The organism is Streptomyces fractus (genome assembly GCF_049844455.1).
Taxonomy (GTDB): Bacteria; Actinomycetota; Actinomycetes; order Streptomycetales; family Streptomycetaceae; genus Streptomyces; species Streptomyces fractus.
This window is the reverse complement of record NZ_JBMYHI010000002.1, coordinates 7,184,537-7,202,443: the sequence shown is the minus strand read 5'-3', so window position 1 is coordinate 7,202,443 and position 17,907 is coordinate 7,184,537. Positions and strand designations below refer to the sequence as shown.

Sequence of the window (17,907 nt, the reverse complement as noted above, 5' to 3'; positions counted from 1 at the left end):
CGCCGGCCCGAGGACTGCGCCACATTGAAGCCCGGCATCCGGCGCGTCGGGGGGCAAAGTCGCCAATGCAGACCATCGGCATCAAGCCGTCTTCATCGGACGGTCCGTACCTGCTCGCGGGGGCGGGCGTCGTCGCGGGAGGCGCGGGCCTCGTCCTCGCGCTCTCGCACGCCGGATCCCCGCTGCGCGGACCACTCGCGCTCTTCTTCCTGCTCGCCGCGCCCGGCGCCGCGTTCGCGGCCGCCCTGCGCGGCCTCGACCCGTGGGCCCGCACGGTGACCTCCGCGGCCGGCGCGGTCGCAGTCGTCATGCTGATCGCCCAGGGCATGCTCGCCGTGCACCGCTGGTCGGTGGACGGCGGCGTGCTCACCGTCGCGATAATCAGCGCCTCCGCTTTCGTTCTGCAATGGATTCTCCGGCGGCTGCGTGGGGGCGCGGCGCGGGATATCCGCAAACGGATGGGAGAAATCCGCCAAGTCCGCCAAGAGGGACGGAAGTTAAGGGAATGGCCAAAACAATAAAAAAGTGAGGCCACGTTCCAGGTCTTGCCATACAGTCTCAATCATCAATACCGTCGTACATCCACCCGCATCGGGCCGGCACGAAATGCGATCAAGGGGAGGGACCGAGGTCGCGAAGGTCCGGGGCGGGGCGCGGCAGGGGGGTGCCGCGTTCCGGTGAGCCGCTCGCTTCGGCGTCCGGGGTCACCGGGTCGCGTGCCGCGCGGCCGGTCCGACAAACCGGTGTGCAATGCCAGCTCACCCGGCCTGTACGGAGAGCTCTTCCGGCATGGCCGTAAGTGAGAACCCCCCTTTCGAACCGGACACGAAGCCGGACCGCCCGGGGGCGGGCGGTCCACCGGACGAGAGGGACCAGACTCATGAGCAGTTCCGTTGTGCCTCCGGTGATACCCGAGGGGACACCGCCGGAAGGCCGAATTCCCGCCCGCTACCGGGCCATCTCCACGCACCTGGCGATCGCGCCGCGGGTCAGCGTGGTCATTCCGGCCATGAACGAGGCGGAAAATCTTCCGTACGTCTTCAAGACCCTTCCCGACTGGATCCACGAAGTCGTTCTTGTGGACGGAAATTCCACCGACGACACCGTGGAAGTGGCCAGGGAATTGTGGCCGGAAGTCGTGGTCGTACCGCAGCGCGGAAAGGGCAAGGGGGATGCCCTGATCACCGGCTTCACGGCCTGCACCGGAGACATCATCGTGATGGTCGACGCGGACGGCTCCGCCGACGGCCAGGAGATCGTCTCGTACGTCTCCGCGCTGGTCTCCGGCGCCGACTTCGCCAAGGGCTCGCGGTTCGCCAACGGCGGCGGCACCGACGACATGACGCCCATCCGCAAGCTCGGCAACTGGGCGCTGTGCTCGGCCGTCAACGCCAAGTTCGGGGCCCGCTACACCGACCTCTGCTACGGGTACAACGCGTTCTGGCGGCACTGCCTCGACGAGATCGAGCTCGACTGCACCGGGTTCGAGGTGGAGACCCTGATGAACATCCGGGTCGTCAAGGCGGGCCTGAAGGTCCAGGAGATACCGAGCCACGAGTACCTGCGGATACACGGGGCCAGCAATCTCCGCGCCGTGCGGGACGGGATCCGGGTGCTCAAGGTCATCGTGAAGGAGCGCTCGAACCGCCGCGCCCTGCGCAGCAGGCCGACCCCCACGAAGCTCAACCTCGTGCGGGGGGACAGGTCTTGACGGAGCAACACGCCGCGCGGATGACGGCGTCCGTCGTCATCTGCGTGTACACCGAGGACCGCTGGAGCGACATCCTCGCCGCCGTCGCCTCCGTGCGCGCACAGTCGTACGCCGCCCTGGAGACGCTCCTCGTCGTCGACCACAATCCGGCCCTGCTCGACCGTCTCACCGGGGAGTTCGCGGGCGTGGCGGGCGTGCGGGTACTCGCGAACGCGGGGCCGCGCGGGCTGTCCGCCGGGCGCAACACCGGGATCGCCGCCGCGCGCGGCGACATCATCGCGTTCCTCGACGACGACGCCGTCGCGGAGCGGGACTGGCTGCACTGGTTCGCCGACGGATACGCGGACCCGCGCGTCCTCGCGGTCGGCGGGCACACCGAACCGATCTGGGCCTCGGGCCGCAGGCCCCTCTGGTTCCCGGAGGAGTTCGACTGGGTGGTGGGCTGCTCGTACAAGGGCCTGCCGCGCGGCAAGGTCGAGGTGCGCAATGTGCTCGGCGGCAACGCCTCGTTCCGGCGCGGCGCCTTCGACATCGCGGGCGGCTTCGCGACCGGCATCGGCCGGGACGGCGACAAGCGCCCGCTGGGCTGCGAGGAGACGGAGCTGTGCATCCGGATCACGCGGGCGAGACCGGACGCGGTGCTGCTCATCGACGACCGGGCCGTCATCCACCACCGGGTGCCGGCCGGCCGCGAACGCTTCGCCTACTTCCGTACGCGCACCTACGCCGAGGGCCTCTCCAAGGCGCTCGTCGCCCGAAGTGTCGGCTCCGACAAGGGACTTGAGACCGAGCGCGCCTACTCGACGCGGGTCCTTCCCGCCGGGGCGGCGCGCGGCGTACGGGACTTCGCGCTCGGCCGGGCCGGGGGCGCGGGCCGCGCCGGGGCGATCGTGGCCGGTGTACTGACGGCGGCCGGGGGCTACGCGCTCGGCAGCTGGCGGGCGCGCGGCGCCGGCGCGGCCTTCACCGTGGCGGAGATCGACGCGCCCGCGAAGGAAGTCGGGAGAACGGAGGCGGCCGCGTGAACGCGCAGCAGCTGAGCACCGACGGCGGGGCCGTACCGATCCTCATGTACCACGCCGTCTCCTCCGACCCGAAGCCCGGGACGCGCCAACTGTCGGTGTCGCCCGCCCAGTTCGCCGAACAGATGGAGCTGCTCGCCGACCACGGCCGCACCCCACTGACCACCGCCGAACTCGCCGGGATCTGGCGCGGCGACGGCCGGGCACTCCCGGACCGGCCCGTCCTGATCACCTTCGACGACGGCTACGAGGGCGTCCACACGCACGCCGCGCCCGCCCTCGCCAAGCACGGCTTCGCGGCCACCCTGTTCGTCTCGACGGGGTGGCTGCGCGGCGCGTACGACACCGGGGGCGGGCTCGACGCGATGCTCGACTGGGACCAGGTGCGGGCGCTCGCCGGGCAGGGCGTGGAGATCGGCGGACACAGCCACACCCATCCGCAGCTCGACCAACTCGCCGACGCGGACCTGGAGTTCGAGCTGCTGCGCTGCCGGGAGATCGTCACCGGCGAGCTGGGCCGGGCGCCGGTCTCCTTCGCGTATCCGTACGGCCACTCGGACCGTCGGGTGCGGCAGGCGGTGCGCGCGGCCGGGTTCGCCCAGTCGCTCGCCGTCGGCAACGCGCTCGCCCGGCGCCCCCAGGGCCCGTACGCCCTGCGGCGGGTCACCGTGCGCCGCTCGACCGACGTCACCGAGTTCGAGCGGCTCGTCGAGGGCCGCGCCATCGGCCGCGCCTTCGCCGCGGACCGCGCCCTCACCAAGGGCTATGCCGTGGTCCGCAGAGCCCGGCAGGCCCGCAGGAAGGCGGCCGCCCTGATGCCCGGCCCGCTCCGCCAGAAGGAGCCACGCACCCGTGTCTGACACGACGACCACCCGCGCCACGACCGACCCGGCCACCACGACCGACGCCGGATCCCCGGCCCCCGCCGGGCGCCGGCTCAGGCTGCCCGGCATAGGGCGCGGCAAGAAGGGCACAGAAGACGGCATGGGCGGTTCGGGGGGCGGGAGCCAGCTGTTCCGGAACGCCTATGCGCTGATGCTGAACACCGGCATCTCCGGGGTGCTCGGCGTCGGCTTCTGGCTGGCCGCCGCGCACTACTACACGGCGGACGCGGTCGGTCAGGGCTCGGCGGCGATCGCGGCGATGAAATTCCTCGCGGGCCTCACCGCCGTGACGCTGACGGGGGCACTCGCCCGCTTCATCCCGGTCGCCGGGCGCGCCACCGGCCGGTTCATCTTCCGTACGTACGCCGGGAGTTCGGCGGCCGTCGCGTTCGCCGCGCTGATCTTCCTGCTCACGCTCGACGTGTGGGGGCCCTCGTACCGGTTCCTGCACGGGACGCTGAACGGGCTCGGCTTCATCGCGGCCGTCATCGCCTGGTCGCTGCTCACGCTCCAGGACGGGGTGCTCACCGGGCTGCGCAGCGCGCTGTGGGTGCCGGTCGGCAACACGGTGTTCTCGCTGGTGAAGCTGGGGCTGCTCGTCGCGTTCGCGGGTGCGTTCGCGACGACCGGCGTGTTCGTTTCGTGGGTCGCGGCGATCGCGTTCTCCGTGATCCCACTCGGCCTTCTCGTGTTCCGGCGGCTCGCGCCGCGGCACATCGCGGCCACCGACGCCAAGGCGGAGCCGCCCTCGCTGCGTGAGATGGGCCGCTTCCTCGCGGGCGACTACACGGGCTCGCTGTTCTCGCTCGCCGTCGTCTATCTGGTGCCGGTGCTCATCGCCTCGCAGGTCAGCTCGGCGGACAACGCGTACTTCTACATCGCGACCACGATCGGCGGCACGGTCAACCTGCTGGCCATCAACATGGGCGCCTCGCTGACGGTGGAGGGCTCGCACGATCCGGCGCGGCTCGCCGCGAACACCCGGGCCGCGCTGCGCCGCATGGCCCGCATCATGCTGCCGATCTGCGGACTGCTCTTCCTCCTCGCCCCGTACGTGCTGCACGTGTTCGGGCAGGACTACTCGGACGCGGCGACGCCTCTGCTGCGCTGGTTCGCGGTCGGGGCGGCGCTGCGGGTGGTCATGGAGACGTACTTCGCGGTGCTGCGCGCGCAGAGCCGTACGTCCGGACTCGCTTGGTTGCAGGGCCTGTTGTGCGTGCTCGTGCTCGGCCTGACCCTGCTGCTCCTGCCCCGGATGGGGCTCACCGGCGCGGGCGTCGCCGAGATCTCCTCGCTCGCCGTGATCGTGACGATCGCCGCGCCGAAGCTGTGGCGTGTGGTGCGCGCCGCGCCCGCCGCGCCGGCGCCCGAGGACGCGCCGCCCGACGGCGACCTGGCCGACCTGGGCACACCGAAGGCGCAGACCGCCGCGGACGAGAGCCCGAAGTGGGCGCTGCGCGACGCGATGGACTCGAACACGCTTCAGCTTGCGGTGCAGCTGAACCTGGACCACCAGGAGCGCCGACCGGACGTCCGGCCCGGCCCCGTGACGCCCCCGGCCGGCACGCGCATGCCCACGTGGGTGACCGAGCCGCCTTCCCCGCAGACCTCCGCCTCCCAGGCGTCGAGCGACATCCACGGGGAGGACGGCTCGGCTGTCCTGCCCGACCCGTACCCGGAGGCCGTCGACCTGGCCTTCGACACCGAACCCGACACCGATCTCGACTCCGATCCCGATCACGAGACCGGCCTCGAGACCGATCCCGACTCCGGGCCCGACTCGGACGCCGAGCCGGACGCCGAGCAGGAGCCCGCCGCCCCGGTGCACCCCGCCACGCCGGCGGGGCGGCCCCGGCTCACCCCCAGCGTCGTCGTCCTCGCGCTGCTGCTCGTCGCGGCCGTCGGGCTCTATTGGGGGCCCGTCCTCGGGATGGGCGAGGCCGATCTGGACCGGATGGGCGGGCTCGGCCTGATCTCCGTCCTGTCGCCCGTGACGCTGCTCGGCGCGGCCCTGCTCATCGGCGTCTTCGCCTCGCTCCTGTGGCTCGAACGCCCCCGCAAACTCCTGCTGCTGCTCACGCTGCTCGCCACCGTCATATCGCTGCACGCGCTGCCCGCCGTCATCGAGGCGGAGCCGCGGTTCGCGACGGCCTGGCAGCACCTGGGCTTCATGGACTACATCGACCGCACCGGCTCCGCGGTTCCCGACCTCGACGCCCGCTGGAGCTGGCCCGGCTTCTTCGCCGCGGCCGCGTTCCTCGCGAAGGCCTGCGGTGTCAACGATCTGACCGAGATCATCCGCTGGTGGCCGACGGTCATCCAACTCCTCTACCTGGCACCGATGTTCCTGCTGCTGCGCTCCGTACGGGCGAGCTGGCGGGCCAAGTGGTCCGGTGTCTGGATCTTCGTCCTGAGCGGCTGGGTGGGCCAGGACTACTTCTCGCCGCAGGGCTTCACGTACCTCCTCTATCTGGTGTTCGTGGCGATCCTGCTGGTCTACTTCCGGGCGCCCCGCATGCTGTGGGGGAACCGGCGCCCCGGCGAGGCCGAGGTCGCGCCGTCCGACAGACGGCAGCGCGCGGTGCTGCTCGTCCTCCTGATCGCCCTGTTCGCGGCCACGGTCCCGGCGCACCAGCTGACCCCGTTCGTCATGCTGGGCGTCCTCGCGGTCCTGGTCCTGATCGGCAGGTCGGAACTGCGGGGCCTGCCCCTGCTGTTCGGCGTCATCGTCGCCGTCTGGCTGGGCTTCCTCGCCGAGCCGTACTGGTCGGGCCACTTCAACGACCTGTTCGGCGGGATCGGCGGCGTCGGCGGCAACGTGACGTCCTCGGTCTCCGGCCGCATCCAGGAAGGCAGTTCGTCCCACAAGCTCGTCCTCTACGCGCGCGTGCTGCTCGCCGGCGCCGTGCTGGCGTTCGCCTGCTACGGCTGGTGGCGCCGGCGCGAGTGGAAGTACCGCGAGCGCTCGCTGATCGTGCTGGCCTTCGTGCCGTTCCTCGGCTTCGGCATGCAGTCCTACGGCGGCGAGATGGCGCTCAGGGTCTTCATGTTCGCCCTGCCCGGCGTCGCGCTCCTCGCCGGACTCGCACTCTTTCCCCGCACCGGCGTCACGGCGAAGGAACGCGACAAGGACCGCATCAGCCTCGCCCCGCTGGCCGCCCTCATGGCGGGCCTGGTACTCATGGGCGGCTTCCTGGTGGCCCGTTGGGGCAACGAGCCCTTCGAGCGGATCCGCCCGGGCGAGGTCGCCGCGATGGACTACGTCTACGCCCACGACAAGCCGACCGTGCGGCTGCTGTGGATGAGCAACGACACGGTCAACAACGTCACGCCCGCGATGCCGTGGGGCGACCGCGACATGGAGAAGGTCCAGTACGTGCCGACGCTCGCGCCCGTCGACCCGGTGCTCGTCGGCTCCCTCGTCAAGGCGCTCAAGGACGCGGGCCCCAACTCGTACCTCATGCTCAACAAGAGCCAGACCGTCTATCTCCAGATGGACGTCGGCTACTCCAGGACCTGGCCCACGCGCCTCGTCGAGAACCTGGACCGGCGCGAGGAACTGAAGAAGGTTTACGTCAACGCGGACGTGACCATGTACCAGCTGCGCAAGGAGCCGACGGGCCCGGTCGCGAAGGCCGAACCCGGGCCGATCGGCCCGCAGATCACCTGGACACCCTGGTCGCTGGTGGGCGCACTCGCCGCGGTCGCGCTGATCCTCCTGCTCACGGCGCGCGAGGTGGTACGGGTCGCGCTGCGGCCGAGCGTGCGTCAACTCCGCTGGTTGCAGAGCACGTTCTGGTTCTCGCTGCCACTGCTCGCGGTGGTGCTCGCGTCGCTGATCCAGCGGTTCATCACGATGGGTCTGAACTGAGGCCGTTCAAGCCCCTGCGGCGATCGAGCAGCGGGGTCCCGGGCAGAGCCCCGTGACCGCGACGCCGTCGACCGCGGGGACAACGGCCTAGGTCCTGTCTTCAAGCTCCCGTCGTCGCCCGCAGGGCGGCGCCGCGGCGTAATGGGGTCTCCCCTGCTCGAGCGAAGCCGAGAGCTTGGGGAAGCGTGCGATCGCAAGGCGCCGGAAGCTTCTAGTAGCGGAGCTACTCGGAGTTTTCGGCAACGCCGCGAGCGTGCGTGCCAGGCGTCGCGGCGCAGACGGGAGTTTGAAGACAGGGCCTAGCGCCGCAGCCACTTCACCTCGTAGCCCCGCATCTCGAACCGCTTGCCGTCGATCTTCGCGCTGATCGGACGCTTCAAGGTGTTCACGACGAGTACGGCCTTGTCGTCGGCGAGCACCCTCACGTTCGGCACGTCGTCCGCGGCCACCGACACCTTCTCGAACTTCGTGCCGGGACCGAACTCCTCGTTGAACCGCGACACCAGGCCGTACATCGGCAGCGCGCTCCCGCCGGAGGCGCGGTCGGTGGGCCGCCACAGGCAGCCGGCGCAGCCCGCGCCCTTCTCGTCCTCGGGGTTCCAGTAGAAGCCGGACGTCGCGCCGCCCATGGCCATCGCGATCATCCCGGAGGCCTGCACGGCGACGCGGTGCGGTTCGCTCCAGCCCTGCCGCTCGTCCCTGCTGTCGGCGGGCTCCACGTAGTACTCGGCCCACCACAGCGGCAGCCCGTCGGTCTCCCGCTCGATCCACCTGCTGACGTCGGTGAACTTGTCGGTGGCGCCGAACTCGTCCGGCAACAGCTCGTCGTCGTTCGTGTAACTCGACCCGTCGACCACGACGAAGTCGGCGCCCGCCTTGTTCTTGTTCCAGTAGTCGAAGGCGTCGACGATCCGCTGGTCCATCCGCCCCCAGGCGCCCTTCACGGCATCGGAACCGCCGTCGGTCTGCCGGGGATGGAGGCTGTCCATGACGAGATAGGGGCCGCCGACCATGATGTCCTCGCGGACGTTCTTCAGCGCCTTGTAGACGAGGTTGTAGAGCTTCGTGTACCCCTCGTAGTCCCAGCGGCCCTTGCCGTCGTTCCAGAAGCCCTTGAACTCGTTCCAGACGATGAAGTGCCGTACGTACGGGTACCGCTTGGCGACCGTCGCCGCCAGGTTCGCGTAGTCCTTGTAGTGCTCGGGCGACGGCGCGGTCTCGAGGGCCGCCTTGCTCCAGTCGGTGTTGCCGACGCCCGCCTTGCCGCCCTTCATCCAGTCGGGCGCGCAGCACAGCGTGACCACGGGCGTGCCACCGGACTTGCGGATGAAGTCGATCCGCCGGTCCATCTCCTCGAACTGGTAACGCCCCTTCGCCGGCTCCGGGTTGCTCGCGCCCCAGCCCATGATGTGCTGGTTCTGCGGCATCGGCCGGCCTCCCAGCAGCTTCTCCGCGCGCTCGGTCGCCTCGGACGAGCCCTCGTCGGCGGAGAACTGCGTGTGCGTGAAGCCCCAGCCGACCTGTGGCCCCAGCTCCTTCGGCGGCTCACCGGGCGTGCCGTGCACCCTGTCGCCGTCGGTGGTGGTGCCCGCGGTGCCGGGTCTGCCGTCCGGAAGCGTGCTGATCACGGTCAGCACCAGGGCCAGTACGGCCATACCCACGCCGAGCAGGGCGATGAACCGCCATCGCCGCGCCCCCGATTCCCACCCATGACGTCCCATCAAGGACAAGAGTAACGAGGGGAGTTGGCGGAAGGACCGGCTCCGTTGCCACGGACTCGTAACGAGGTTCGACCGCAGGGGTGCGCGTGGCGGCCGGTACGAGGCAGGGGGCACGCTGCGGAAATTGCCTGCGGGAGACCCGTTCGTGCCGGATCATGGCGGCATGTCTGCGAACCCTTTCGACGCGCTGCCGGTCCGGCTGGGCGTCGACGACAGCGACTCTCCCTCCGACGTCGTCGACGCGCTGTTCCTCGGCCGCTTCGCCACGGGCGAGCAGCCCTACTCGCACGCGAGGAACATCGACCGGGTGCGCTCCGCCGCGACCCTGCTGCCGCCGGACGCCCGGGTGCTGCGCTCCGCGCGCGACGACGACCGCAGCGCGACGCTCGCCGAGGGGGACGGGTGGACGTTGCTCATCTCCCGGTGGGCCAGGGGCGCGGATGTCACCGTGACGGCGACGACGGCGGAGCTGGCGGAGAAGGTCCTCGGCCAGGCCACGGACGGCGCGGTCGACGAGCCGGAGCCGCAGCCGGAGAACGTGGCGATGGGCTTCTGGTACGTCTCCCCGCGCCGCGGCCCGCACCGTACGACGCGACAGATCTCGGCCGGCACCTGGGAGGAGGTGCGCCCCAACTACACGGGGCCGGTCGCCGAGGCGATGGACTCCCTGATGAAGACGCGCCCCGAGGACATCGCGGGCCGCCTGCTGCTGTTGCACGGGCCGCCGGGCACGGGCAAGACGTCGGCGCTGCGCACACTGGCCCGCTCGTGGCGGGACTGGTGCCAGGTGGACTGCGTCCTGGACCCGGAGCGCCTCTTCTCCGACGTCGGCTATCTCATGGACATCGCGATCGGCGAGGACGACGGCTCGGCGAACGGGCGTTGGCGCCTTCTCCTCCTGGAGGACTGCGACGAGTTGATCCGCGGCGAGGCGAAGCACACGGCGGGCCAGGCGCTCTCGCGGTTGCTGAACCTGACGGACGGCCTGCTGGGCCAGGGGCGCAACGTCCTGGTCGGGGTCACCACGAACGAGGACCTGGAACGCCTCCACCCGGCGGTGGTCCGTCCCGGCCGCTGCCTCGCCCGCATCGAGGTCTCCCCGCTGACGCGCCGCGAGGCCACGGAGTGGCTCGGCACGGACGAGGGGGTGGGCCGCGAGGGCGCCACCCTGGCGGAGCTGTACGCGCTGCGGCGCGGCATCTCCCCCACGTCGGTCCCGGACCAACGGGGGGACCGGGAGGCGGGCTTGTACCTGTAGGCCGTCGTCCCCCTACGCCACGGGGCTCCGCCCCGGACCCCGCGCCTCAATCGCCGGCGGGGCTGGAAAAGATCGGGGCTCCGCCCCGGACCCCGCTGCTCAATCGCCGCAGGGGCTTGAATTTGCCCACCCGCCTTGGGCAATCTGCCGCCTTGGGCGGCAGGGTGGGCAAGGCGGCACCCCGGTGCCGCGCACCGCTAATCGTGGCCCGACCCCGCCTACGCGTACGCCGCGCGCAGCGCGTCCCGGGCGGCGGACAGCGCCGCGTCCTCGGACAGGCCGAGCCGCCGCACCCGCTCCGCATACGCCTGCGCCGCCGCCGACGCCTCCCGCTCCGCCGCGTCCCCCGCGGAGGCGACGAACGTTCCGTTGCGGCCCCGCGTCTCGATCACCCCGTCCGTCTCCAGGGCCCGGTACGCCTTCGCCACCGTGTTCGCGGCGAGCCCGAGCTCCTCCGCGAGCCCCCGCACCGTGGGCAGCTTGTACCCGACGGGCAGCACCCCCGACCGGGCGAGCTCGGAGATCTGGGCCCGCACCTGCTCGTACGGCGCGCCACTGTCGTCAATGCGGATCTTCAAGGTCACGCGGTCGATTCTCCCGCAGCACCGAAAAATAGGAGGCACCCGGTGGCGCGCGGCGCGTAGCGTGCGCCCCCATGACCGTGATCGTGCGCGAGCTGCACCTCGACCACCCGGCCGACACCGAGGCCTTCGCCCGGATCCGCCGCGCCTGTCTGCCGGCCATCCTCGCGACCCCGGCCTCCGTCGCGTACGCCGCCGCGCACGCCCACCCCGACGCCCACTACCGCCAGCTGCTCGCGCAGACCGGCGACGGCGAGGTGATCGGCACGGCCCAGGTGGGCCTCGCGTACGACAGCCCGGAGCCGGGCCAGAGCTACGCGAACGTATACGTACACCCGGAGCACACGGGCCGCGGCGCCGGCACCCTCCTCCTGCGCACGGCGGAGGAACACCTCGGCCGGCACGGTGCGACGGAGGTGCACTGCTGGGCCCTGGACGCCCCGCGCAACCTGGCCTGGGCCGCGGCCCGCGGCTACCGTTCGAGCCGCAGCGCCCACTTCCTCCGCCTCGACCTCACGACCGGCACCCTCCCGCCCCGCCAACCGCTCCCGCCCCACGTGGAGTTGCGCACCGCGTCGGACTACGCCGCGGACCCGCGACCCCTTTTCGACCTGGACGCGGAGACGGTCGCGGACGAGCCGGGCGACATCCCGACCGAGTTCACCGACTACGAACAGTGGTTGGGCGACACCTGGCACCACCCCCTCCTCCACCACGACCTGACGACGGTCGCGGTCGTGGACGGCCGCCCGGCCGCGTTCACGGCGGCTCGCACGGACGGCGAGGGACGCTACTCCACGGGCATGACCGGCACGGCCCGCGCCTTCCGCGGCCGCGGCCTCGCCAAGCTCGTCAAGAACGACTCCCTGCACCGGGCCCGCGCCGCCGGCATCACGGTGGCGTACACGGGCAACGACACCGGGAACGAACCGATGCTCGCGATCAACAAGTGGTTCGGCTACGCACTCGACGCGACGGAGATCCGCCATGTCCGCACCCTCGCCCACTGACGGCACCCTCCGCGTGCACCTGGTCAAAGCGGGCCGCACAAAGATCAGTTACCCGGTGGACCTCCTCCACGACGACGGCACGCACGTCACCGTCCGCGGCCCCTGGGCGGGCGACGGCGTGCGCGACTTCGGGTTCGTGCGGTTCGCCCCCGGCGACGTCTTCACCGAGCACTACTGGCGCGACCGCTGGTACTCGGTGAAGGAGGTCCGCACGGCCGACGGCACGCTGAAGGGCTGGTACTGCGACATCGCCCGCCCCGCCGAGCGCACCGCCGACGGCGACATCCGCTGCGAGGATCTCGACCTCGACCTGTGGGTGTCGGCGGACGGCAGCCAGGTGATCCGCCTGGACGAGGACGAGTTCGCCGAGAGCGGCCTCGCCGAGAGCGACCCGGAGGCCGCGCGGGCGGCGACGCGCGCCCTCGATGACCTGGAAATCCTGGCGAAACAGGGCGAGTTCCCACCCTTCACGTGACGCCGAGCACCGCGTACCGCTCGTCCGCGACCTCCCGCCCCCACAACCGCGCATCCCCCGACAAGGACTCCTGCCGGACGTCCGCGACGAGCGGCGCGAGCGCCTCCACCAGCCGCGCCGCCGGTATCCCGACCGGGCTCAGCTCCCCCCACACGCCCTCCACCAGCACGAGCCGCCCGCCTGGCCGCAACAGCGACACCCACCGCCTCAGCACGGCCCCGGTGTCGGGCAGCGTCCACAGCACGTGCCGTGCGAGCACCACGTCGTACGAACCCGGCTCCACCGGCGGCTCCGCCGCGTCACCGAGCAGAAACTCCGCGCCACGCCCCGCGAGCTTGCGCCGGGCGATTTCCAGCATTCCCGGCGCACTGTCCACTCCGGTCACCCGATGCCCCCGCTCGGCCGCGAGGAGTGACATACTCCCCGTCCCGCACCCGAGATCGAGCACGCCACAGTCCCCCTCCGGCAACCACCCCGCAACCCTCTCGCCCCAGGCCGCCCGCACACACGGATCCCGCAGCCCATGGTCGGGTTCGTCGTCGAAATCACCGGCCACCGCGTCCCAGTCGATCGCGCCGCCGACCGTTCCCCCAGATGTCGTCATGGCCCCACCGTGACATCCGCCACTGACAATTGCGCTTTGAAGGGCCACGCTCCGGGAACAGGTCTACAACGGCCCCACGTTGGGACCCGTGTAGGTACAGGAGGCACCATGCGCCGAGTGACCATGCACAAGCCGACCGGGGCGAGCACCATCAGGCGCCGACTGCGCGAAGACGCGGCCGATGTGAAGCAAGAGCGCCCCGAAGTGCGCAAGGACGTCCGCAAGACGTGGTGGCCGGACGAGTGAGCGGGGCCGGGCGAATGCTGCTCAGACCCTGATCCCGCTGGTGGGCCCCAGCCGCTTGCGATAGTGCACGCGGTCGTAGGCGCCGTCCGTGCGGCGTTCCACGACCTCGTATCCGTAGCGCGGGTACAGCTCCTGGTTCTCCCACATGAGTGCGTTCGTGTAGAGCCGCACCTCGAACAGCCCGAGGGCACGCGCGTGCTCGTCCACGAAGGTGAGCAGGCGGCGGCCCACCCCCTGCCCGTGGGCGTCGGGGTGGACCGCGATGCTGTCCAGGAAGAGGTGGTCGGGGCGGGCCTCGACCACGACCAGGCCGGTCACGTCCGGGGCGCCCGTGACGTGCACCAGGCCCGCCGCCACGTTCGCCGCGTGGTCGGCCTCCATGGGGGCGGGCACGACGCCGATGCGGGCGATGTAGTGGTGGTACGCGGCGTCCGTGACCGCCTTGACGGCCGGCACGTCCGCGGCCGTCGCGCGGCGGATCTCGGGTTCACGGCTCTCGTCGGTCATGCCGTCCTGTCTACGTCACTTCCCCTCCCGCGCACCACCAGCTTCTTCAGCAGCGGCCACGCCACGATGAGCAGGACGACCGCGTAGACCGTCACGGAGAACGGTGTGTCGACCAGGCCGCTGACGCTGCCGTCGCTGATCTGGAGGGCGCGGCGCAGCTGTTGCTCGGCGTTGGGGCCGAGGATGACGCCGATGACGGCGGGTAGGACCGGGAGTCCGTAGCGGCGCATGCCGAAGCCGATGAGGCCGATGATCAGCAGGATGACGAGGTCGATGGCCTCGCCGCCGACGGCGTACGCGCCGACCGCCGCGAAGAAGAGGATGCCGGCGTAGAGGTACGGGCGGGGGATGCGCAGCAGCTTCGCCCAGACGGGCGCGAGGGGGAGGTTCAGGGCGAGCAGCAGCACCATGCCGACGAAGAGGGACGCGATGAGGCCCCAGACCAGATCGGGCTCGCGTTCGAAGAGGAGCGGGCCCGGCTGGATTCCGTACTGCTGGAAGGCGGCGAGCATGACCGCGGCGACCGCGGTCGTCGGGAGGCCGAGGGTCAGCATGGAGACGAGGGTGCCGGCCGCCGATGCCGAGGACGCGGACTCGGGGCCCGCCACACCCTCGATGGCGCCCTTGCCCCACTCGTCCTTGTGCTTCGAGAGGCGCTTCTCGGTGACGTAGGAGAGGAACGTGGGGATCTCGGCGCCGCCCGCGGGGATCGCGCCGAACGGGAAGCCGATGAGCGGACCGCGCAGCCAGGACTTCCAGGTGCGCTTCACGTCGGAGCCGCCGAGCCAGGGGCGGCCGACGGGGATCGCCTCGCCGCTGGTGCGGCGCAGGTGGGCGGCGACCCACAGGGCCTCGCCGATGGCGAAGAGGCCGACCGCGACGATGACGACGTCGATGCCGTCGGCGAGCTGCAACGAGCCGAAGGTGAGCCGTTGTTGGCCGGTCATCTGGTCGAGGCCGACCAGGCCGATCGTGAGTCCGATGAGGAGCGACGCGAGGCCGCGTACGCGGGACGAGCCGAGCACCGATGTCACCGCGATGAACGCGAGGACCATGATGGCGAAGTAGTCGGGCGCGCCGATGTCGACGGCGAGCGAGGCGACCTTCGGGGCGAGGGCGACGAGCAGGATCGTGCCGATCATGCCGCCGGCGAAGTGTCCGATGGCGGCGGCCGCGAGGGCCTGCGCGCCGCGTCCTGCCTTCGCCATGGGGTTGCCCTCCATGGCGGCGACCACGGCGGCGCTCTCGCCCGGGGTGTTGAGGAGGATCGAGGTCGTCGAGCCGCCGAACATGGCGCCGTAGTAGATGCCCGCGAACATGATGAACGCGCCGGTGGGTTCGAGGCCGTACGTCACCGGGAGGAGCAGGGCGACCGCCATCGCGGGGCCGATGCCGGGCAGCACGCCGATGGCCGTGCCGAGGAGGACGCCGATCGCGGCCCACAGGAGGTTGATGGGGGTGAGGGCCGTGCCGAAGCCGTCGAGGAGTGAGTTGAGGGCGTTCATGGGGTCACAGCACTCCCATCAAGGGGCCGCCCGGCAGGGGGACGCCGAGCAGGTTGTTGAAGAGGACGAAGGTGAGGAGGGAGAGGCCGGCGGCGATCAGGGGGTCGCGGGTGAGGTGGCGGCTGCCGAGCGCGTACGCCGCGCCCCAGAACAGCAGCGCGCCCGCGAGCGGGAAGCCGAGCGGTTCGATGAGCACGGCGGTGGCGAGGAAGACGCCGGCGAGCAGCAACACCGTGCGCCAGTCGGCTGGTTCGGACAGGTCGACGTCCTCTCCGGCCTCGGCCTCTCCCCTGCCGCCGCGCAGTACGTCGACGGCGAGCAGGACGGCGACGAGCAGCAGGCCGATGCCGACGACGACCGGCACGGTCTTCGGGCCGACGGGTCCGCGCTGGGCGATGTCGACGTTCATGGTGAGCGCGTCGGTGAGGACGAGTACGCCGATCACCAACAGCAGGACGCAGACGCCGAGTTCGGAGTGCTGGCGCAGCCAGGACGTGCGCGTGGCCTGGTCGTCCGGGCGGGTTTCGGTGGCGGTCACGGGCTCTACGGGATTCACAGGCCGAGCTCCTTCAGTACGGACACGACGCGCTTGTCCTCGGCGTCGAGGAACGTCCCGAAGTCGTCGCCGACGAGGAAGGCGTCGTCCCAGCCGTTCGTCTTCAACGCCTTCTTCCACTGCTCGGAGGCGTGCAACTTCCGTACGAGGTTGGTGAGTTTGTCGCGCTGGGTGCCGGAGAGGCCGGGCGGGGCGACGATGCCGCGCCAGTTGGTGAAGTCGACGTCGTAGCCGGACTCCTTGAGCGTGGGTCCGTCGAGGCCGGTGGCGCGTTCGGGTCCGGTGACGGCGAGGAGGCGCAGCTCGCCGCTCTTGATCTGGTCCAGGTACTCGCCGACGCCGGAGACGCCGAAGGCGACCTTGTTGCCGAGGATGGAGGCGAGGAGTTCGCCGCCGCCGTCGAACGGGACGTAGTTGACCTTCTTCGGCTCGATGCCCGCGGCGCGCGCCATCAGCATGGGCGCGAGGTGGTCGGGGCCGCCGGGCGAGGAGCCGCCGCCGACGGGCAGCTTGCCGGGGTTCTTCTTCCAGGCGTCGATGAGCTGCTTGATGTTCTTGTACGGGGAGTCCTTCGCGACCACGACGACATCGGGCTCCTCGGTGAGCCGGGCGATGGGTGTGGTGTCGGCGAGGGTCTTCGGGGAGTGGTTGGAGCGGGCGGCCCCGACGACGCCGAGGCCCATGGACATGGCCAGTTTGCCGTTGCCGTGCTCGCCGACGAGGCGGGTGAGGCCGACGGTGCCGCCGGCGCCCGGCAGGTTGAACACCTCGATGTTGTGGGTGAGTTCGGCGTCCTCGGCGTTCTTGGCGGCGGTGCGCGCCGTGATGTCGTAGCCGCCGCCGGGGGTGTTGGGGACCATGAGGCGCAGGCCGGGGATCTGGGTGCCGGTGTCGGCGCTGCTGCCCGTGGTGAGCAGTGGCGGCCCCACCAGGACGAGCAGCGCGGCCCCGAGCAGGGCGAGGGGTGTGCGCAGGCGCACGTGTGCCACCTACTTCTTGGGGTTGTTTTGACGATGGGTTGGTTGTGAGGTGGCCCACATGTTGCCCACGCGTTAACAAGCTGTCTCCCTTCCGCAAGCAACGAACGTTGTGGTCCTTGTGGTCGCGCACCTAACCTGCGCCAGTGACAAAGGTCTTGATCAAAGTCCTGATCGTGGACGACGACTTCATGGTCGCGAAGCTGCACAGCCGGTACGTGTCCGCGATGGACGGGTTCGTGGTGGCCGCGGTGGCGCACAGCGGCGCGGAGGCGTTGCGCGCGGCGGAGTCGCTGCGGCCCGATCTGGTGCTCCTGGACGTGTATTTGCCGGACATGGACGGCATCGAGGTGCTGCGGGCGCTGCGCGCCGCGGAGGAGCGGGATCCGGCGCGTACCGCGGTGGACGCGCTGTTCATCACGGCGGCGCGGGACGCGGAGGTGGTGCGGGCGGCGCTGCGGGCGGGGGCGCTGCACTATCTGATCAAGCCGTTCAACCAGGCGGCGCTGCAGGAGCAGTTGAGGCATGTGGCGGCGTTGCGGACCCGCCTCGACGACCTGGACGAGGCCCGCCAGGAGGACGTCGACCAGATCTTCGGCGCCCGTCCGCCGGGTTCGCGGGAGCTGCCGAAGGGGCTCGCCGCGCACACCGCGGACCTGGTGGAGCGGACGCTGCGCGCGCATCCGGCGGGGCTTTCGGCGACGGAGTGCGCCCGGGAGGCGGGCACGTTGTCGCGGGTGAGCGCGCGCCGGTACCTGGAGTTCTTCGCGGGGACGGGGCGGGCGCGGGTGACGCTCCGGTACGGCGGGACGGGGCGTCCTGAGCGGCGGTACCGGTGGGTGTCCTGAGCGGAGTCTGAGTGGCGCCTTAAGGGGGTCATAAAGATCCACTCGGAGCGCTCCCAGGGGCCGAACCGGGCGTTTTTTCGGGCTAACTTCCTTGCCGCACCCCCCAATGCACCCGATCAAGGAGTACCCCC

At 71.1% G+C, this 17,907-nt stretch carries 17 protein-coding genes; 10 read left to right on the top strand and 7 right to left on the bottom strand.

Annotated features, from left to right (window positions below):
* Positions 1 to 65 precede the first annotated feature (65 nt).
* From ACP4E5_RS34625 to ACP4E5_RS34605, 5 genes are all read left to right on the top strand, one after another.
* Positions 66 to 521, top strand: a complete 456-nt coding sequence (locus ACP4E5_RS34625; protein WP_425835692.1) for a hypothetical protein — start codon at positions 66 to 68, stop codon at positions 519 to 521.
* A gap of 359 nt (positions 522 to 880) precedes the next feature.
* Positions 881 to 1,711, top strand: a complete 831-nt coding sequence (locus ACP4E5_RS34620) for a glycosyltransferase family 2 protein (RefSeq protein ID WP_425835690.1) — start codon at positions 881 to 883, stop codon at positions 1,709 to 1,711.
* A gap of 20 nt (positions 1,712 to 1,731) precedes the next feature.
* Positions 1,732 to 2,736: a glycosyltransferase family 2 protein gene (locus ACP4E5_RS34615; protein ID WP_425841880.1), complete on the top strand. Its 1,005-nt coding sequence runs from the start codon at positions 1,732 to 1,734 to the stop codon at positions 2,734 to 2,736.
* A gap of 44 nt (positions 2,737 to 2,780) precedes the next feature.
* Complete coding sequence (locus ACP4E5_RS34610; RefSeq protein ID WP_425841878.1) at positions 2,781 to 3,593, top strand: polysaccharide deacetylase family protein; 813 nt, start codon at positions 2,781 to 2,783, stop codon at positions 3,591 to 3,593.
* A complete protein-coding gene (locus ACP4E5_RS34605) occupies positions 3,586 to 7,488 on the top strand; it encodes a lipopolysaccharide biosynthesis protein (RefSeq protein WP_425835688.1) in 3,903 nt (1,300 codons plus the stop codon). Before ACP4E5_RS34610 ends, ACP4E5_RS34605 begins: the two co-directional genes overlap by 8 nt.
* 299 nt (positions 7,489 to 7,787) lie before the next feature.
* Here the strand turns inward: ACP4E5_RS34605 and ACP4E5_RS34600 are convergent, their stop codons facing one another.
* Positions 7,788 to 9,209 carry a GH39 family glycosyl hydrolase gene (locus tag ACP4E5_RS34600; protein ID WP_425835686.1) on the bottom strand — a complete coding sequence of 474 codons (1,422 nt, stop codon included), beginning with the start codon at positions 9,207 to 9,209 and terminating at the stop codon, positions 7,788 to 7,790.
* A 163-nt stretch (positions 9,210 to 9,372) separates the two neighbouring features.
* Here ACP4E5_RS34600 and ACP4E5_RS34595 point away from each other — a divergent pair, with 163 nt between their 5' ends.
* Complete coding sequence (locus ACP4E5_RS34595; RefSeq protein WP_425835684.1) at positions 9,373 to 10,467, top strand: DUF5925 domain-containing protein; 1,095 nt, start codon at positions 9,373 to 9,375, stop codon at positions 10,465 to 10,467.
* A gap of 218 nt (positions 10,468 to 10,685) precedes the next feature.
* Here the strand turns inward: ACP4E5_RS34595 and ACP4E5_RS34590 are convergent, their stop codons facing one another.
* The gene (locus ACP4E5_RS34590) at positions 10,686 to 11,051 is read right to left on the bottom strand and encodes a GntR family transcriptional regulator (protein WP_425835682.1); all 366 of its coding nucleotides are present in this window, start codon (positions 11,049 to 11,051) and stop codon (positions 10,686 to 10,688) included.
* Between the two features lie 71 nt (positions 11,052 to 11,122).
* On the opposite strand from ACP4E5_RS34590, the gene ACP4E5_RS34585 reads away from it, so the two are divergent.
* Positions 11,123 to 12,058: a GNAT family N-acetyltransferase gene (locus tag ACP4E5_RS34585; RefSeq protein ID WP_425835680.1), complete on the top strand. Its 936-nt coding sequence runs from the start codon at positions 11,123 to 11,125 to the stop codon at positions 12,056 to 12,058.
* Positions 12,036 to 12,533, top strand: a complete 498-nt coding sequence (locus ACP4E5_RS34580) for a ribonuclease FAU-1 family protein (RefSeq protein WP_425835678.1) — start codon at positions 12,036 to 12,038, stop codon at positions 12,531 to 12,533. The genes ACP4E5_RS34585 and ACP4E5_RS34580 overlap by 23 nt, the downstream gene beginning before the upstream one ends.
* Here the strand turns inward: ACP4E5_RS34580 and ACP4E5_RS34575 are convergent.
* Positions 12,526 to 13,137 (bottom strand): class I SAM-dependent methyltransferase, encoded by a 612-nt coding sequence (locus ACP4E5_RS34575; protein WP_425835676.1) that lies wholly within the window; start codon positions 13,135 to 13,137, stop codon positions 12,526 to 12,528. The genes ACP4E5_RS34580 and ACP4E5_RS34575 overlap by 8 nt on opposite strands.
* Before the next feature lie 108 nt (positions 13,138 to 13,245).
* On the opposite strand from ACP4E5_RS34575, the gene ACP4E5_RS34570 reads away from it, so the two are divergent.
* Positions 13,246 to 13,383 carry a hypothetical protein gene (locus tag ACP4E5_RS34570; RefSeq protein ID WP_425835674.1) on the top strand — a complete coding sequence of 46 codons (138 nt, stop codon included), beginning with the start codon at positions 13,246 to 13,248 and terminating at the stop codon, positions 13,381 to 13,383.
* 21 nt (positions 13,384 to 13,404) lie between these two features.
* Here the strand turns inward: ACP4E5_RS34570 and ACP4E5_RS34565 are convergent, their stop codons facing one another.
* Genes ACP4E5_RS34565 through ACP4E5_RS34550 form a run of 4 tightly spaced genes read right to left on the bottom strand, consistent with a single transcriptional unit; the run spans position 13,405 to position 16,931 of the window.
* Positions 13,405 to 13,890, bottom strand: coding sequence for a GNAT family N-acetyltransferase (locus ACP4E5_RS34565; protein WP_425835672.1), 486 nt, complete (start codon positions 13,888 to 13,890; stop codon positions 13,405 to 13,407).
* Positions 13,887 to 15,395 (bottom strand): tripartite tricarboxylate transporter permease, encoded by a 1,509-nt coding sequence (locus ACP4E5_RS34560; protein WP_425835670.1) that lies wholly within the window; start codon positions 15,393 to 15,395, stop codon positions 13,887 to 13,889. The genes ACP4E5_RS34565 and ACP4E5_RS34560 overlap by 4 nt, the downstream gene beginning before the upstream one ends.
* 4 nt (positions 15,396 to 15,399) lie before the next feature.
* A complete protein-coding gene (locus ACP4E5_RS34555; RefSeq protein WP_425835668.1) occupies positions 15,400 to 15,933 on the bottom strand; it encodes a tripartite tricarboxylate transporter TctB family protein in 534 nt (177 codons plus the stop codon).
* A 14-nt stretch (positions 15,934 to 15,947) separates the two neighbouring features.
* Positions 15,948 to 16,931, bottom strand: coding sequence for a Bug family tripartite tricarboxylate transporter substrate binding protein (locus ACP4E5_RS34550; RefSeq protein ID WP_425841875.1), 984 nt, complete (start codon positions 16,929 to 16,931; stop codon positions 15,948 to 15,950).
* A gap of 155 nt (positions 16,932 to 17,086) precedes the next feature.
* On the opposite strand from ACP4E5_RS34550, the gene ACP4E5_RS34545 reads away from it, so the two are divergent.
* Positions 17,087 to 17,776: a response regulator gene (locus tag ACP4E5_RS34545; protein WP_425841872.1), complete on the top strand. Its 690-nt coding sequence runs from the start codon at positions 17,087 to 17,089 to the stop codon at positions 17,774 to 17,776.
* The last annotated feature ends 131 nt before the right edge of the window (positions 17,777 to 17,907 follow it).

Coding starts and splice junctions, on each gene's coding strand:
- ACP4E5_RS34625 (WP_425835692.1), top strand. CDS start 66: ATGCAGACCATCGGCATCAAGCCGTCTTCATCGGACGGTCCGTACCTG.
- ACP4E5_RS34620 (WP_425835690.1), top strand. CDS start 881: ATGAGCAGTTCCGTTGTGCCTCCGGTGATACCCGAGGGGACACCGCCG.
- ACP4E5_RS34615 (WP_425841880.1), top strand. CDS start 1,732: ATGACGGCGTCCGTCGTCATCTGCGTGTACACCGAGGACCGCTGGAGC.
- ACP4E5_RS34610 (WP_425841878.1), top strand. CDS start 2,781: ATGTACCACGCCGTCTCCTCCGACCCGAAGCCCGGGACGCGCCAACTG.
- ACP4E5_RS34600 (WP_425835686.1), bottom strand. CDS start 9,209: ATGGGACGTCATGGGTGGGAATCGGGGGCGCGGCGATGGCGGTTCATC.
- ACP4E5_RS34595 (WP_425835684.1), top strand. CDS start 9,373: ATGTCTGCGAACCCTTTCGACGCGCTGCCGGTCCGGCTGGGCGTCGAC.
- ACP4E5_RS34585 (WP_425835680.1), top strand. CDS start 11,123: ATGACCGTGATCGTGCGCGAGCTGCACCTCGACCACCCGGCCGACACC.
- ACP4E5_RS34580 (WP_425835678.1), top strand. CDS start 12,036: ATGTCCGCACCCTCGCCCACTGACGGCACCCTCCGCGTGCACCTGGTC.
- ACP4E5_RS34575 (WP_425835676.1), bottom strand. CDS start 13,137: ATGACGACATCTGGGGGAACGGTCGGCGGCGCGATCGACTGGGACGCG.
- ACP4E5_RS34570 (WP_425835674.1), top strand. CDS start 13,246: ATGCGCCGAGTGACCATGCACAAGCCGACCGGGGCGAGCACCATCAGG.
- ACP4E5_RS34565 (WP_425835672.1), bottom strand. CDS start 13,890: ATGACCGACGAGAGCCGTGAACCCGAGATCCGCCGCGCGACGGCCGCG.
- ACP4E5_RS34560 (WP_425835670.1), bottom strand. CDS start 15,395: ATGAACGCCCTCAACTCACTCCTCGACGGCTTCGGCACGGCCCTCACC.